We start from the raw sequence: 15,165 nt of genomic DNA on the forward strand, positions 1-15,165 counted from the left end.
GGATGGATCGAAGATGTGCTTGCGCGGTTTCTACTCATCCTAGCGCAGGTATGCTCAAATTGAGCGCTGAAGGCCAGGAAGTTACGCCAATTCACTAGAGTTTCTCAAGCGGATTAATTGGCGGCGCATTTGGGGGGAAGCGGCTAACTCGCAGATCTCCTCAGCAGTCACCTCAACCTGGATTGGTTCCATATAGTCGTCGGATCCATAAGCAAACGCATCAATCAGGGTTTCTAGAAGATGGCTTTGCTGATCGAGTGCGCCTTTTTCCTCAATCAACCTAAACTTGAGGTGAATTTCACATTCGTATACTCCTACCTCAGGAGTTGAAGTTTTCTTGATATTTAATGAATCGTGCTGCATTCGTTACTACAGTCCTTATTCAGCAAAATTAGAGTGAAATTAGAGTGAAAGTTGAGTCTGCGCTAGCTTTCTCACCGAATCATTTGACTCATTAGGTGGCATGTAATCTTGTCCAAAATCAGAGTTATAAGTTTTTTCAGAAAAGCTTGTAATTCTGACTGGACTTAAACCCAGTCCAGCGAGAGAACAGTCGTTTTTCGATCAGAGAAACTATGGTTCTGGACTTGGACAAGATTTAATTTATTTACAAATCAAATGACTAAGGTTATCTAAATGCAGTCAGGCATCTTATGTCCACCTCACTAAAACGCCTCTTCAGAAACCTGCATCTCTTTTCAAACTAACATTTCCAAACCTACACTTATAATCCGCTAAATTGCCGAAGTTGGAACCGCAACGTACTCAACAACAAGTGATTCTTAGAGTTAGAGGATTTGGCTGCAGATTATTGATGACAAATTATCTAAATGACATAGCATTATTCAATTCCTAATAGCTATTATCTGTGCAAACAACTAATTTTCTGTAAAGCTTTTATGAGGAATAGAATATCTATTTAAAGCAGAGATAATACAAGAATAAAGAATAAAGCTAAAGCTAAGTATCCGGCGGTTAAAACCGCGACTACACGTACCAAGTCTGCCGACGCAGACTCAATAAAATCCAGATTTTCAGCAACCTGAGTCGGCAGCTTTGCTCCCTATAGCCGCGCCTTCAGTCGCCAGGGCGAGAAAGAGACAGGCCTTTAAAATATCCTCTTAGCCGTACAGCCTTTGCTAAACCAGGCAAGCTAGGGAACGGTCATTTTTCTATCAGAGAAACTACGGTTCTGGCCTTGGACAAGGTTTATAATCAAATCCATATTCAGCATTTACGCTATTTACATAGAGGAATTTCTGGCATGAGAACTTGGCCGTTAGATGAGTGCGATCGCAGCCTCATTGAACCAGAACAGGCATCTGCAAAGTGTCCCAGCAAGTAGAGATCGCCATTATTGGCGCGGGAATTACTGGGTTGACCTGTGCCCGAATATTGCAGCAGGCAGGCTATCAAGTCGTGGTTTTGGAAAAGTCGCGGGGAGTGGGAGGACGGATGGCCACCCGACGACTACAGGGCACGATCGCCGATCACGGAACCTGCTATTTGTCGCCTGAAGGAGAGTCGTTTCGCCACTTTATCCAGGATTTAATAACAGCAGGCATTGTAGAGATCTGGACAGATGCGATTTACACCCTGGATGCCAATGGGCAATTGCATCCTCCCGCAGCGAGCGATCGTGCTCCCCGATATGTGGCTCCGGCGGGAATGACTGCGATCGCAAAGTTCCTGGCCGCTGGATTAGAGATTCGCTTTAACCAGCGAGTGATTCATTTGTCACTCAAGTCGAATCAGCACTGGCAACTGATCCTGGAAAATACCTTATCTGAAGCCACCGCTGAATCGATTCTGGAGGCTCAAGCCGTGATTGTGACCGCTCCGGCTCCCCAGGCAGTTTTGCTCCTGCAACCATTAGTGAACCAAGAAATTTCAGAGGCATCACTCAACGCCTTAAAAGCTGTGGAATTTTCCCCCTGTATTAGTGTGATGGCCGGGTATCCGGCAGAGCGGCAAGCTGATTGGCTGAACCAGTATGCTGATGTGAAAGCGATCGCTTCCTCCCAGCATCCTGACCTGGCCTGGATTGGTTTAGACAGCAGCAAGCGTCCCTCTGCTTCCCATCTCCTGCTGGTCATTCAAAGTACCGCCGCCTTTGCCAGACAGGTTCTGGAAGAAACAGATTTAATGCCGATCGGCCACAGCCTACTGCAGCAGGCAGCCTCATTGGCCCCCTGGATTCCCTCCCCAGACTGGTTGCAAGTACATCGCTGGCGCTATGCGTTTGCCAATCAGCCCCTGCAACAGCCCTACTGGGTGGCTGGCACTCCTGCACCTCTGGCCTGTAGTGGGGATTGGTGCAGCGGCAGGCGAGTGGAAAATGCGTTTCTAGCAGGTTGGGAAACGGCCTACTATCTCAACAGCCAGTTGCAAAATTATGAAATATGAGCTAAAAAACTCTCCAGACTATAGCAGCGCAGAGAGTTGAAGCATTTTATGAAGTTATAAAGCATCTTATGGATTGGTCTAGCCTGGTTGATACTGCAGCCTTAGCTTAGAGATCAACGGCTCCTGCCTCAGTTTGATCCATACTTTCTTGCTCTTGATCATCCTCTGCCCGATTGCCGCCAAAGGCGCGTCTTCTGCCCATGCGGCCTGCATTTGTCCGTTTCCGGAATTTACGAGCATAAGCCTGATTACGCAGCGCTTTTTCTTTCTTTTGGTTGCGGCGTTTAGCCATGATTACCCCTTATGAAACGGCAAATACGACGAGCCAAAGCGAGTATCCAAGCATTCATCATTGGACAGATCGCTAGCTATCGTCAAATAGTCAGAAGATTACTTTAGCACATCCCGCTGATTATCTCCTTAGCAAGTTGCAACGCCTCCTCGATTGTCGTTATTTTGCCTTCTGCCCTAGCCAATTGAATGGCGGCCAAAAGTTTGCCAATCACTGGCCCTGCTGGAAGGTGCAGATTTTTCATCAAATCCTGACCCGTCAGCAGGGGGATGGGGTGAGCGACTGGATCTTCTGGAGCGAGGAATCGCTCGATTAGAGGCGTGATCGCGTCCAGGGGGACTCCGTGAGCGATCGCCACGACGGCAACCGCTGGAAAAACGGCACCAACGCCCTGGAACAAGAAATACTGTTCTCGGAGAGACAGCGCCAGTTGAGGGTGAACAGGCTGTAGCAAGGGGGGATGTTCGCCAGATAGACCTGCCGCCGTTTCCAGGACTGGCAAAAACTTCAACACCGTACAAACAGCCTGAATCTCTACTCGACTATATTTGAGTTTTCTCAAACGCATCTCGGCGACATCGGGATCCGCTGCTTGTAAACAAGCCAGCTTTGCGGTCATTAACCAGTTGCGAGCCGAGCCAGATGCTTTTTGTTCGGCAGCGGCTGGGAGCATAGTGCCAAAGCTGGGACGCAGGTGCTGGAATAACCCCTGGGCAAAGGTCGGAGACGTTTCATTCAACAGCAGTGCCGCCCAATCTACCTTTTCGACTAATTCCAAACTGCGTGCTGTCGCATCGGGGAGCCAGCTTTGCAGTAGACCATCCTGCCATGCCTGAGTCAGCCAGGGAGTACCAGCCTCGGTACTGAGTAGGTAATTCAGTTCTGACTGAACCCGTTCGGCAGCAATCCGGCACAGGAGCGGGGCCAACTGACGAATCGCGGCCTGAGTTTCAGCTTCCAGGGAGAATCCCAGTTGGGCGGCCTGTCGATAGGCTCTGAGCAATCGCAGGGGGTCTTCTTCCAGGTTCTCGATCGACACCATTCGCAACTGCTGCTGCTGCAAGTCCAGCCGACCCTGTAGCGGATCAAACAGGCGATCGTTCTGAGGATTGTAGGCGATCGCATTCACGGTAAAATCCCGTCGCAATAAATCAGCTTCCAGGGTTGGCCCGACCTGCTGGGCAAAATCCACCGTACCTTGGGGAAACACCACTCGCGCAATCTGCCGTTCTTCATCCAGCAGAACAAATCCGGCTTTGTAGTGGCGGGCGATCGTCCGTGCCGTTTCCACCACCTTCTCAGGCAATACAAAATCCAGATCTAAATACTCACTGTGCCGCCCCAACAAAGCATCCCGTACACTGCCCCCCACCAGATACGCAGACTGAGGTAGCCATTCCACGGAGAAGGGCCAGGTTTGGGGAGATAGTGCCGAAAGTCGAGTGCAAGTAATGGTTTGAATGTCCAACCCTTGATCTAAATGTGTCAAATCCAGCAATGATCCGATCCTAACGATGCAACCAACAAAAGGACATTAAATCGATCTGTGCAATTCCTGAGAGTTTTAGCAAATTGTCACGAAAATCGACCCGGTTCAGGGTGAAGAATCCCTTCGCCTGAGCTAGAGTAACAGAAAAGCAACTCAAATCCTGAGATCGGATCTCCCGCGCCGACAAATTAAAGCTATGTGTATCTGTGTAAACTGCCAGTATGTCGATCGCTGCACCACCTATTACGCAGTTGAGGAGCAGCATCAGCAACCCCATTTGACGGAAACTCCCGACTTTGAGGCGACGGAACCCACGATCAACGTCAATATTCGCCACCAGGGGGAAATTATTGAACTGGAGTGGGATGTGGTGGGCTGTCTCAGCTTTAAGGAAGAAAAAGGCAAGTGGGCACGCCTGCGTCCCGGAGAACTGGTGCCGACCTGATGGCCAAAGTGAAAATCCTTAAGCCTGGGGAAACCTACACCTTCCGACGCTACTTTGAGCTGCGGTTTCCTCCGGCAGCGATTTTGCAGGAATTAGGGGCCAGTCTGACAAGAGCCGAGATTGCTGCTCCGAAGGACGTTGAAGTTCCACAAGACCGCTTGGATGATTTGCGGCAGCGGCTAGAGAAGGCGATCGCACGGGTCAGTTTAACCAGTGAATCCGCCCGTCGAGAAGCCCTGGTGTTTCCGGTGCTGCTGGAAGTCGCTGAAATCACGCAAGCCAGGATTGATATTGAGTTTCCGCTGGAAGTGGATACCTATCTCAGAGGAGATTTAGATTATTACCTGCAGGCTCATCATCACCTGCTCGTTGTGGAAGCCAAGCAGGCTGATTTGACCCGTGGCTTTACCCAGTTAGCGGCAGAGTTGATTGCCCTTGATCGCTGGACAGACTTGGATGATTTGATTTTGTACGGGGCTGTGACTACGGGAGACATCTGGCAATTCGGATGTTTTCGACGGCAGGAAAAACAAATTGTTCAAGATAAAAATCTTTATCGTGTTCCTGCTGATCTGGCAGAGGTTTTGCACCTTCTGGTTGGCATGCTGAGTTATTAGGCGATTTCCCAAAAAGTTGATTCCCGCCGATTGTAGAGGTCAAGGATTCGGCAGTTTCCCTTCGATGGAAGGCAGAAATTGTTAATCGCCAATTCATCTTGGTAGTGATATCTCTCGATCATCTGGGCACTCTGAGCAATGACAACCGCTGAATCAGGTAGAGCGTACAGCATCTACTTGAACAATCTCAGGGTGCCAGGAAAGCGGGGTCAAGCATCTAAATCAGCATTCAAACGCTAACTTGTGTATCTCAGAGTTTTGTCATGACCCATTCCCCAGAGTTCAGGCTTCTAAAACCAGAAGGTATCCTATCTGCTAGTGTCGCTAAACAATTGCTCGAGCAAGTTGAGGAGTGCCGTAAGGAAAATATCAGTATCATCCTCATCGATCTCGAAAACGTTGCGATGATTGACAGTTTTGGTCTGGGCACCCTGATATCCATCCACACCAAGCTTCGGATCGCTGGCGGTAAACTCTATCTCTGCAGTCTGCAAAAACAAGCCAACTTCCTGTTTGATATTTCAGCCATGAATCGGGTTTTAGATGTTCTTCCCGATCAGGAAGCCTTCTACGAGCAACTCCAGCAAACTTACTCAGCTTGCTAGGCAAGGCATAGATGGTTCACGCTGAGTGCAACAGTCTGCTGATACTTAATCCTTGATACTTAATCCTCATGAGGCGTGAGATCGCACCGCAGCTACCCTCAGCAAACCATTAATCGAAAGGTCTTCATCGAGCGTTGGCCAATGAACTCCATAACCGGAAGGAGCAATCCGGTAGATTTTGCGGTCTACCTCGCTGGCTTGAGCGAGGCGATCGGAAACTTCTGCCAAAGACAAGCGGTAGACCTGACCATCAACTGCCAAAATCATCCATGCTCCATCAAAATCAATGCTCTCTATATTATGTTGTTTGTTCATTATGTTGTTTGTTCATGCTTGCTCTTCAAAAGCCTTTTCCCTAGCTTCTACAATCTCATCAAAATGTTGCAGAATAATTTTACGAACCTCTCTGGTGTCCCATGCTGACCTATTGTAGGCGTAAGCTTCTCGGATTTCATAAGCATCTACATCTAGCCAGTACTTACAGTCGCTATCTCCTTTCTGAGCATGGATATGAATTGGTTCATTGCCTTCATTGGAATAGAAATGAAGCCGCCAACCTCGTAAATACAAAACAGTAGGCATGAATCTGATCTTTACCTAAATTGCAGATTTTTACCTAAGTTGCATTGGGAGAATGAGTTTTAGGGCTGAAGAGAATTTTATACCCCTGCTGCAAAGCGAATTTTGAGGTAGTCTTCCTCCATTTTGGCTCCAGCGGGTTGCAGGGCGGCCAGGGCTTGAGGCAGAACCAGATTGCGACGGTGGTTGCCAATGCGGATATTGAGTTCGTCACCAGTCTTGCTCAATTCAACCCGGTGCTTATCAATGCCGGGTAGGTAAAGTTCCAGGCTGTATTGCTGTTTGTCCTGCACTACCCGCAGTGTGGTTTCTTTATAGTACACCTGTGCGGGATCTTCGCCTTCCGGGTAAAGCGTGTCTTTCAGGCGATCGAGCGCTTCCAGACCACACATCTCCTGGGAATACAGCGGCACTTCCTTCACGGGAAGAGGCGTAAAGTTGTTGTGGATTTCCTGGCGATACTGCTGTTGCTGTTCCTTCCACCGTTGAAAGAAGGGATCGGTGACGGACTCTGGAATGATCCGATTCGCAATCACCAGATCAGTCCCCACATTATAGAGGCTGAGATAGGCATGGGCACGCAGGGATTCTTTAATCACCATCTTCTCCGGATTCATCACCAACCGCACCGAGGTCTGAGTGGGATCTGTCAGGACCTTTTCCAGTGCTTCAATCTGCTGATAAAACTCGTAGGGAGCATCCATCACGTCTTTGTCTGGCAGCGAGAAGCCTGCGATCGGGCGAAAGATCGGTTCCACGATCGGACGGAGAGCCACCGAAATGCCCTGAAACGGTTTGTAGAAGCGACGCATATACCAGCCACCAACTTCTGGCAGGCTCAACAGACGTAGGGCCGTTCCAGTGGGGGCAGAGTCAATAATCAAGACATCGTAATCGCCTTCGTCATAGTGGCGCTTCATTCTCACCAGACCAAAGATCTCATCCATGCCAGGGAGAATCGCCAGTTCTTCTGCCTGTACCCCTTCCAGTCCCCGCGCCTGCAACACCTGGGTAATGTAGCGCTTGACGGCTCCCCAGTTGCCTTCCAGTTCCATCAGGGCATCCAGTTCTGCCCCCCAGAGATTGGACCGTACAGGACGAGGATCATGCCCCAACTCCAGATCAAAGCTATCAGCCAGAGAGTGAGCCGGATCCGTACTCAAGACGAGAGTTTTATAGCCCAGTTCGGCACATCGCAGACCTGTGGCAGCGGCAACAGAGGTTTTTCCTACGCCTCCTTTACCTGTCATCAAAATTACACGCATGCGATCGTCCCTTCCTGAGAATTAGTTACATTCTTTTACTTTAAAGCAGTTACTGGCACCTTGGCAGGTCAGCATGATTTTCTGTATCAAAAAAGGCAAGCCAGCACATGGTGTACAACAAACAGGTCCACCCCGCAATCATCTGCCAAAGCAACCGATCGTACTACGAGAGTAGAAATCCTGTTCAGGAATCAATAATTTCACTGATTAAGCACAACAAACTGGTTCTGAAGTATATATTCAGTTGTTTCCAGATTTGCGATCACTTTCACAATCTCCTAGCTACCTGATTAGGTGACAAAAGTCAACCCGCCCTAAAATAAACTTTGGGCTAACAGCGCAAGTCCATTCAAACTGCCAAAATTTCTGAATACACTGAGTTAAGCTGATGCAATTCTTGGAAATCATTGCAATTGTGGGTGAGCAGTATTCGTTCATCTTGTCTGGCGAAGACAAGTTCAATGGATATCAGGACGATCGCTTAAAAAGATTTGAGAAGATCTTTGAGAAGTTCTCTTGCTGGTAACGAAACGGTTTAGATCCCCCTAAATCCCCCTTAAAAAGGGGGACTAAGGGGGATCAACAGGTGCCTTTCGTTACAACAAATGACTTTTCAAATACCCTCTGAAACCAAAGTGCTGTTTGAGGACATCCAGTGGGGTGCAGTGCCAGTAGTCAATGTGAGAGGCGATTAAGCCCTGGTCGTTCAAAGTGAGTTCGCTCCAGCCACTGACGGCGATCGCAGGTTTCCAGGGCAGGGGCATATTCCAGTGTAACGTCCAATCGGTACGAATAAAGTTGCCATCCTGGTGCAGGTCGTGTAACTCCATGCGACAGTTGAGGAACCAGGTTTGAATAAAGCCAATCATCCGCTGGTAGCGATCGCGGCCCCGAAACTCATTCAGCGGATCTTTGAAATATACATCCTCGGCATAGATGCTGTAGGTCTGATCCCTGGGAAAACGTTGATAATCCTCCCGCAAAATCTCAGTAATTTCCATCCTGAACGTCCCCCATCCCTAATTACGACTCACTTGTCTCATTCCCTGGTTCATGCCACAGGCGCTCTAATTGCCGTCGCCATGCCGCCAAGGTTTGCTCTTTTTGCTCACTTCCAGCATCAATCTCGCCCATTACCCCTTCTTCATAAAACCGATCGAGGGTTTGCAAGGTTGTTTCCAAAGATTGACCATTCAACTTGGCCGCCTGAATAATCAGGCGAATCCGTGATTCCACCAACCGATTAAAACACTCGTCCAAGCCCTGGTGGCGCAGGTGCTGTAATCGCTGCAGGGCAGCCTCAAAATCCTCTGGAGTAAGACTGGCACAGCGATGCTGAAAAACTCCCCACAGTGCTCCCTCCTGCAGTGCGTAGTGGGTTTGCTGGGTGTCATCAAAGTTAGCTTCTAATAATTGTTCCAGATAGGGTTGGGCATCCTGGGCAGTGGCGATCGGCACTAAGGCACGCACCCAGGAGCGATCGTCGGATAGCAACACCAGTAATCGGAAATCCGGTGCTTCGACCTGCCAGGAACCTGGCTCCAGTTCAGTGACTGTGTTGCTAAATAAGTTTGTTAAGTGCTGAGCAATTTCATCGGGAGTCATGGGATTTGGGATTTTAGATTTTGGATTATGCAAATGAAATAGCCGTCCGGCAGTCGGGTTGGTTTTTCCAGCCTATCGGATACCCAATTAAATTGCAGGGTAATCCAATTAATCCTGAAATCTTCAGGAGGACACGAGAACGCCATAACTCATAAGCTATCAACTCATAACCGTTCGATCCAAAATCCAAAATCTAAAATCCAAAATCGTCGCCATAAAAAACTCCCCTGAAGGGGGTCAGGGGAGCAAGGCTGGAAGGGAGATAAGTCACTAATAGTGACTAGGCCAGCCACTCTTCAACCGCTTCGTCCTTTGTGTTGGTGTGGCGTTCAGGAGTTTCGCGGTTAAACTTCATGTGAATTGAGCGCATTTGTTCGCCATCGGCAGCAACCGCCATGATGGGGTAATCGATCAGGCCATCCTGGAAGGACATGCGGAATCGGAAGGTGCCATCTGGATTGAGTTTGATGGGACGACCTCCAATGGTGACAATCGCATCTGGTTCGGTTGCGCCATAAACGATTAATTCTGCGTCGGCCACTAACCAGAACTTGCGGGGACGGACGATCGGTAAGGAGCCAGAGAATCCAACACCGGACATCCCCACTCCCAACATCGTCATCCCGACCCCCGACATCCCAACCCCGGACATGGTATACCCCATGCCCACCCCAGAGGCCGACATCCCAACCCCGGATTGCATTAGTCCCACCCCGGACATGGTCATGCCGACCCCGGACATGGTGTAACCCATCCCGACCCCCGACATGCCCACCCCGGACATGGTATACCCCATGCCCACGCCCAACTCAGTCATGCCGACCCCGGATTGCGTCAGTCCCACCCCCGACATAGCCATCCCAACCCCGGACATGGTTACGCCAATTCCGACCCCCGATGTGGTGAGTCCTACGCCTGACATCCCGACCCCAGACATGGTATAACCCATACCCACGCCGGATTCAGTCATGCCGACCCCGGATTGCGTCAGTCCCACGCCGGACATGGTCATCCCCACACTCGACATCCCCAATCCAACTCCCGATTGGGTCATGCCAATACCCGACTGCGTCATCCCTACTCCGGACTCAGTGAGTCCCACCCCGGACATGGTCATGCCGACACCCGACTCGGTTGTAGGTACCCCGGAAGCCCACATTCCCGCACCAGAAGCGAGAACATAAGAACTGACGGCCTGTTGACCAGAGCCAGCAACGTGTTGAACAGAGCCAGCAACAGAGCCAGGAACCTGCTGCATAGAGCTATAGAGGGAACCAGCAGCCCGCTCTGCTTCGGCGGCTTCAGCCAGTTCGTACATCTCGTCATAAACAGGCTCAACAGCCATCCTTCTACTGGGAGGTACGAGGGTGGCAAAGGTCTGGCCTTGCAGGCTGTCTTCCCAGGAAATGGTCAAGAAGTGGTCTTCAATCCAATCTGAAGGATAGATGGGTGGAATGCGAACCGTAGCAGAGCGGGCCAGCAGCAACCAGCGACCATCCAGGCAACGATAGCCAATATCAACAACGTAATCCCGATCGCTGACTGGAATTGGCAGATACCATTCCCGTGCCAGTTCATCACAGGGATACTCCTGAACGCTATGAGGGGATTGAAACGCCAGGTTAATATCTGTCACATCATAGATGCGCAGGGCCAGTTGCTGTCCCCCCTGCTGGCGCAGCACCTCTTTAGCTTCATTGGTGATATCCCAGTACGCATAGGCCCATTGGGGATCACGAGGCATCAGTACAATCCGGCAATCCCCATAGCCATCGGGTAGCTCCGGCAACCCTTCATCAACTGCTGCCAGAGTTCCCCCCGTGCGATCGTCCTGCCCAACATCAAACTTGGCTGCTTCCACCACCTCTTGGGCCAGCAGTTCTTGCACAGGAGCCGCCCCCCCCTGCTGCCGCATCTGAATTTCCTGGATAGCGGCCAGTAGTTGGTCTTTCCTCATCCGGCTGTACCGGGACACACCACATTCACTGGCTACCCGACGAAGCTGGCGCAGGGTCATTTCTTCAAGAGGGGGACGATTAGACATAGCTAGTGATTCTCCGAGGGGGGTTAACAATTAGCCAAAAGGAATAGCCAAAAGACAGAACTTACTTATAAAGACTTATAAAGATTCAGGTTTTAAACCCTTGCCTAAGTCCAGAATCGGAGTTTCTCTGAATTGGAAAACGACAATTCTTTAGCTGAACTTGGCTTAGAAGAAACGATTTAGGTCTTAGAAGGATTTGGGGATCGCATTTATTAAGTTCATGTTGCAAGAAAAGATCATTCAGGTCAAGAGCTAGATCAATGTTTTTTCAAGCTTTTGCTGATTTTCTCAGTTCCTCAGGAATCAAAAAGTCATAAAACCCTGACTTATCAAAACTGGGGATCGGCTTTTGTTAAGGTTATTTGTAAAGCTTCTTAGTAAAGATGATCCCATTTGAGCATATCCTGAACTCGGTATACTCGTGGGGTGTGATGTGGTCAAAGAGTGTGGTGGTTATGCGTCTGAGTGATGATTATATTGAGGTGGACACCGTATCTCAGGATGTGGATCTGCCTGCTCTGGCTTCAGATAGAGTGTTTGATAGCCAAGAAGCTGGTGGCAAACAAAGCCGCTTGATCAGCAAAGTACTTTCCCCAGCTTTGAGACTCTGGGTGCGATCGCAATTGGATCATGTGGAAGATCTGCACCTGGAAATTGAGGCCAACGATCGCCAACTCTTATCCGGTGCAATCCAGCAGGTGGCGGCTTCAGCCCGAAAAGGGATTTATCAGGGACTGCATTTGAGCCAAATCAGTCTGGTCGGGCAACAGATTCAAACCAATTTGCGGCAGGTGCTGCGGGGCAAACCCTTTCGCTTACTAACCGCTTTTCCGATCGCTGGCACCGTAGTACTTTCAGAAGCTGACTTAAATGCCTCTCTGCATGCGCCTTTGCTGGCCAATGCTATCACTGACTTTCTGCTGTCCTTACTTCTGGGGGACAGAGGAGAAGATGATTTTCCCCATAAAGCAGCCAGTATCCATGATCTGCAAGTTCGCTTTGGCCAGGGATCTCTGACCTTTACAGCTATCCTGGCCCTGGCGGAACACCACACTTATCCCCTGACGATTTGCACTGGCCTGCGAGTTCAGGACGGTAATCGGTTGATTCTGGAACGCTTTCAGTGTCAAATCAACGACTCTGCATCGGCAATTTTGTCTACCGATCTGCCCGATCGCTGGGTGTTTGAGTTGGGATCTGAAGTGTGTTTAGAGGAGCTACAAATTCAGCCAGAGCAGATCAGTTGTCGCGGCAGAATTATGGTGCAGCCGTAAGAGTAGGCAACAGGGGTAGTAACAGGGTGACAAAGTAGTAGACCAGAGGGGCGGTAAAGACGTAGCTATCAGCCCGATCGAGAATTCCACCATGACCAGGAATCAATTGTCCAGAGTCTTTGACTCCGGCATCACGCTTCATCATCGATTCAGTTAGATCCCCCAATAGGCTGGCAATCCCAATCAGTAACCCCAGGGCTGCTCCCGTTAGCGGCCAACCAGGCCAGGAGAGATACCAGGCTCCCAGAACCGCGACGGCAATACTGGCTGATACTCCAAAAATAGCTCCCTCAACGGTTTTCTTGGGGCTGATGTCGGATAAGCGAGTTCGGCCAAACGATTTACCAAAAATGTAAGCTCCAATATCCGCTGCCCAAATGCAGAGAAACGCCAGCAGAGTTGCAGTTAAACCTTGAGGCAGGGACTTGAGATTCAGCCAATTACTGGCCCAAAAGCCATCCAGAGGCAGGTTACTGGCCTGTAACTGTCCCAGCGATCGCAGCCGTACCCAGTAACTGGGCAAATATCCGCCATAAAACAGGCCCATGATAGAAGCTGAAATATCCGCGATCGTGGCAAACTTCGGTTGGAACAGCAGGTAAAAGCAGATGAACGTTCCAGCAACCGGGAACACTGCATCAGCCAGGGTTGGGGATAAGGTGGAAATAATTAGCAATGCCTGACTCACGGCCAAGGTGGTTTTCGCAGCAGGGGCAATCCCTTTTGCTCTAACCATCTGGAAATATTCCAACTGCCCCAGATACGCAATGATGCCAAACCCGATCGTGAAGTACCACCCTCCTAGCATGGTCATGCCAAGCGCAACCACGATCGCGACCGCTCCACTGGCAATGCGAGTCCACGGCATAGAAAATGTTGCAGGTGAAGATGACCCAGTCACGACACTAAACAAAAGGTTAGCTCAAGGTTAAGAAGGTTAAGCCGCCATTGCAACACTGTAGCTGATCTAGCTCTGTCTAAACTCAGCATTTATAGAAATTAGACCAGCTTCTCTGGAAAAAGGGAGTAAGAGGGTGTTTTAAAAGTATCTGGCGGTTAAAACCACGACTACACTCACCCAGTCTGCCGACGCAGACTCAATACAATCAAGGTTTTCAGTAACCTGCGTCGGCAGGTTTTCTGCGGATAGCCGCGCCCTCAGTCGCCAGGGTGACAAAGAGACTGGCTTTTAAAACATCCTCTAAGGAGTAAGGATATAGATGAAAAACTCCTATTCCCTACTCCAACTTCTCTCCGCTCAGTACAAAAATCGGATCACTGGCGGTAAAAACCTGATTCATGCCTCGTTTCTCCAGGCGATTAATCGTAGACTGCACCACTTCTACATTGCGAACCTGCAGCTCAGCAAAACTTTCTGACAGTTGATACAGGCTCTCTAAGCTGGTAGCCGTGGCAACGACCCGCCCTTGGGAGGGAAGGTGTTGCCAGACCTCCAATAAAATGGCTTTCACCGATCGCCCACCTGTGATGCAAACTCGCTGGGGTCTACGAGGTAAATCTTTTAAGCAATCGGGGGCACTTCCTTCCACAACTTCTACATTGGTGACCCCAAAGCGATCGCAATTGCGGCGGATCAGACTGGCCACTTCCTCATCCCGCTCAATGGCAATGATATGACCCTGGGAGCAGAGGAGTCCGGCCTCTACTGAAATGGTTCCGGTACCTGCACCAACATCCCATAATACGGAGTCGCTTTCTAAACGCAGGTAAGACAGCAGCAATAGGCGAATCTCTCGCTGGCTCATCGGGATTCCCGGTAGCCGTTCAAACAGTTCATCAGGAATGCCGGGGGTGACATAAGGCCAAAGGGATGAGGGCATAGGAATCAACAAGGTAGATATTTGGAATGTGAAGGATAGTAGCCAGCACTGTAAAGATTTTGCGATGACAGCAGCATGAATGACTTACCCTCTAAAAGTTCATCTTAGTTTTGAAGAGAGTAGAGCAAACTGGTCAATATCCATATACGAATCATCACGCCTTAAACAGAATCGCCGAATTGCCCAGTATGGTAACAAGGCATCCCCCCAGCACTGCCCATCCGGGCGATCGCGATTCTGACCGAATAACTGACTAGTTCCCTTAATTGTTGCGTTTACCAACCCATGTTTTCACAGCTCAAGCACCTGTTGATTATTGAAGATGGCCGGGGTTTAGAGGAACATGTCCTCACTGGGCCACTCCATATCTTGGGCAGAGATCCCAAGTGTGACATTCGGGTGTCCTCTCAATTTGTTTCGCGCCGTCATGCCACCCTGGTGCAGATTTTGGATGACGATGGCACCATTCATTACCGGATTGTGGATGGCACTCCCAAAGGCAAGCCCAGTTCCAATGGCATTCGCGTCAATGGTCGCCGGGTGCTGGCCTGTGATTTGAAGGATCAGGATGAGGTGGTTTTAGGCCCCCATGTCCGGGCAATTTATCTGATCCATGAGCAGTTTGAGGAACGAGTGGCCGGGTTTGATGACACGATCGTGCCTACAGGAAGCTGGGTCAATGAAATTAGATGTGGCTAACCGA

The 15,165-nt window shown here is 49.8% G+C and carries 17 protein-coding genes; 6 read left to right on the top strand and 11 right to left on the bottom strand.

What is annotated here, in order from left to right:
• Positions 1-81 precede the first annotated feature (81 nt).
• The gene (locus ACUVQO_RS03035; RefSeq protein ID WP_445924419.1) at positions 82-363 is read right to left on the bottom strand and encodes an Npun_R1517 family heterocyst differentiation transcriptional regulator; all 282 of its coding nucleotides are present in this window, start codon (positions 361-363) and stop codon (positions 82-84) included.
• Positions 364-1,329: 966 nt separating this feature from the next.
• On the opposite strand from ACUVQO_RS03035, the gene ACUVQO_RS03040 reads away from it, so the two are divergent.
• Positions 1,330-2,406, top strand: a complete 1,077-nt coding sequence (locus ACUVQO_RS03040; protein ID WP_445924420.1) for an NAD(P)/FAD-dependent oxidoreductase — start codon at positions 1,330-1,332, stop codon at positions 2,404-2,406.
• Between the two features lie 106 nt (positions 2,407-2,512).
• On the opposite strand, the gene ACUVQO_RS03045 is transcribed toward ACUVQO_RS03040, so the two are convergent.
• Together ACUVQO_RS03045 and ACUVQO_RS03050 are read right to left on the bottom strand one after the other, a co-directional pair.
• Positions 2,513-2,698 (bottom strand): hypothetical protein, encoded by a 186-nt coding sequence (locus ACUVQO_RS03045; protein WP_445924421.1) that lies wholly within the window; start codon positions 2,696-2,698, stop codon positions 2,513-2,515.
• Between the two features lie 103 nt (positions 2,699-2,801).
• Positions 2,802-4,196, bottom strand: a complete 1,395-nt coding sequence (locus tag ACUVQO_RS03050; RefSeq protein WP_445924422.1) for a CCA tRNA nucleotidyltransferase — start codon at positions 4,194-4,196, stop codon at positions 2,802-2,804.
• Positions 4,197-4,383: 187 nt separating this feature from the next.
• Here ACUVQO_RS03050 and ACUVQO_RS03055 point away from each other — a divergent pair, with 187 nt between their 5' ends.
• The 3 genes from ACUVQO_RS03055 (at position 4,384) to ACUVQO_RS03065 (ending at position 5,854) form a co-directional block, all read left to right on the top strand.
• Positions 4,384-4,632, top strand: a complete 249-nt coding sequence (locus ACUVQO_RS03055) for a Ycf34 family protein (RefSeq protein ID WP_445924423.1) — start codon at positions 4,384-4,386, stop codon at positions 4,630-4,632.
• Positions 4,632-5,249, top strand: coding sequence for a hypothetical protein (locus ACUVQO_RS03060; RefSeq protein WP_445924424.1), 618 nt, complete (start codon positions 4,632-4,634; stop codon positions 5,247-5,249). The genes ACUVQO_RS03055 and ACUVQO_RS03060 overlap by 1 nt, the downstream gene beginning before the upstream one ends.
• A gap of 263 nt (positions 5,250-5,512) precedes the next feature.
• Positions 5,513-5,854, top strand: a complete 342-nt coding sequence (locus ACUVQO_RS03065; protein ID WP_445924425.1) for an STAS domain-containing protein — start codon at positions 5,513-5,515, stop codon at positions 5,852-5,854.
• A gap of 66 nt (positions 5,855-5,920) precedes the next feature.
• On the opposite strand, the gene ACUVQO_RS03070 is transcribed toward ACUVQO_RS03065, so the two are convergent.
• From ACUVQO_RS03070 to ACUVQO_RS03095, 6 genes are all read right to left on the bottom strand, one after another.
• Positions 5,921-6,169, bottom strand: a complete 249-nt coding sequence (locus ACUVQO_RS03070; protein ID WP_445924426.1) for a DUF2442 domain-containing protein — start codon at positions 6,167-6,169, stop codon at positions 5,921-5,923.
• Between the two features lie 12 nt (positions 6,170-6,181).
• Positions 6,182-6,436 (bottom strand): DUF4160 domain-containing protein, encoded by a 255-nt coding sequence (locus tag ACUVQO_RS03075; RefSeq protein ID WP_445924427.1) that lies wholly within the window; start codon positions 6,434-6,436, stop codon positions 6,182-6,184.
• Positions 6,437-6,513: 77 nt separating this feature from the next.
• On the bottom strand, positions 6,514-7,698 hold the full coding sequence (locus ACUVQO_RS03080; protein ID WP_445924428.1) for a TRC40/GET3/ArsA family transport-energizing ATPase: 1,185 nt from the start codon (positions 7,696-7,698) through the stop codon (positions 6,514-6,516).
• Positions 7,699-8,294: 596 nt separating this feature from the next.
• Entirely contained in the window at positions 8,295-8,699 is a 405-nt protein-coding gene (locus ACUVQO_RS03085) for a DUF2358 domain-containing protein (RefSeq protein ID WP_445924429.1), read from the bottom strand.
• A gap of 22 nt (positions 8,700-8,721) precedes the next feature.
• A complete protein-coding gene (locus ACUVQO_RS03090; protein WP_445924430.1) occupies positions 8,722-9,303 on the bottom strand; it encodes a hypothetical protein in 582 nt (193 codons plus the stop codon).
• A gap of 280 nt (positions 9,304-9,583) precedes the next feature.
• Positions 9,584-11,347 (bottom strand): DUF4912 domain-containing protein, encoded by a 1,764-nt coding sequence (locus ACUVQO_RS03095; protein ID WP_445924431.1) that lies wholly within the window; start codon positions 11,345-11,347, stop codon positions 9,584-9,586.
• Between the two features lie 455 nt (positions 11,348-11,802).
• On the opposite strand from ACUVQO_RS03095, the gene ACUVQO_RS03100 reads away from it, so the two are divergent.
• Positions 11,803-12,621, top strand: a complete 819-nt coding sequence (locus tag ACUVQO_RS03100) for an LmeA family phospholipid-binding protein (RefSeq protein WP_445924432.1) — start codon at positions 11,803-11,805, stop codon at positions 12,619-12,621.
• On the opposite strand, the gene ACUVQO_RS03105 is transcribed toward ACUVQO_RS03100, so the two are convergent.
• Together ACUVQO_RS03105 and cbiT are read right to left on the bottom strand one after the other, a co-directional pair.
• On the bottom strand, positions 12,605-13,489 hold the full coding sequence (locus tag ACUVQO_RS03105; protein WP_445924433.1) for a phosphatidate cytidylyltransferase: 885 nt from the start codon (positions 13,487-13,489) through the stop codon (positions 12,605-12,607). The two genes, ACUVQO_RS03100 and ACUVQO_RS03105, sit on opposite strands and share 17 nt — an antisense overlap.
• A 370-nt stretch (positions 13,490-13,859) precedes the next feature.
• Positions 13,860-14,462, bottom strand: coding sequence for a precorrin-6Y C5,15-methyltransferase subunit CbiT (gene cbiT / locus ACUVQO_RS03110; protein WP_445924434.1), 603 nt, complete (start codon positions 14,460-14,462; stop codon positions 13,860-13,862).
• Between the two features lie 285 nt (positions 14,463-14,747).
• Here cbiT and ACUVQO_RS03115 point away from each other — a divergent pair, with 285 nt between their 5' ends.
• On the top strand, positions 14,748-15,161 hold the full coding sequence (locus tag ACUVQO_RS03115) for an FHA domain-containing protein (protein WP_445924435.1): 414 nt from the start codon (positions 14,748-14,750) through the stop codon (positions 15,159-15,161).
• Positions 15,162-15,165 lie beyond the last annotated feature (4 nt).

The sequence above is a fragment of the Leptodesmis sp. genome, assembly GCF_052746595.1.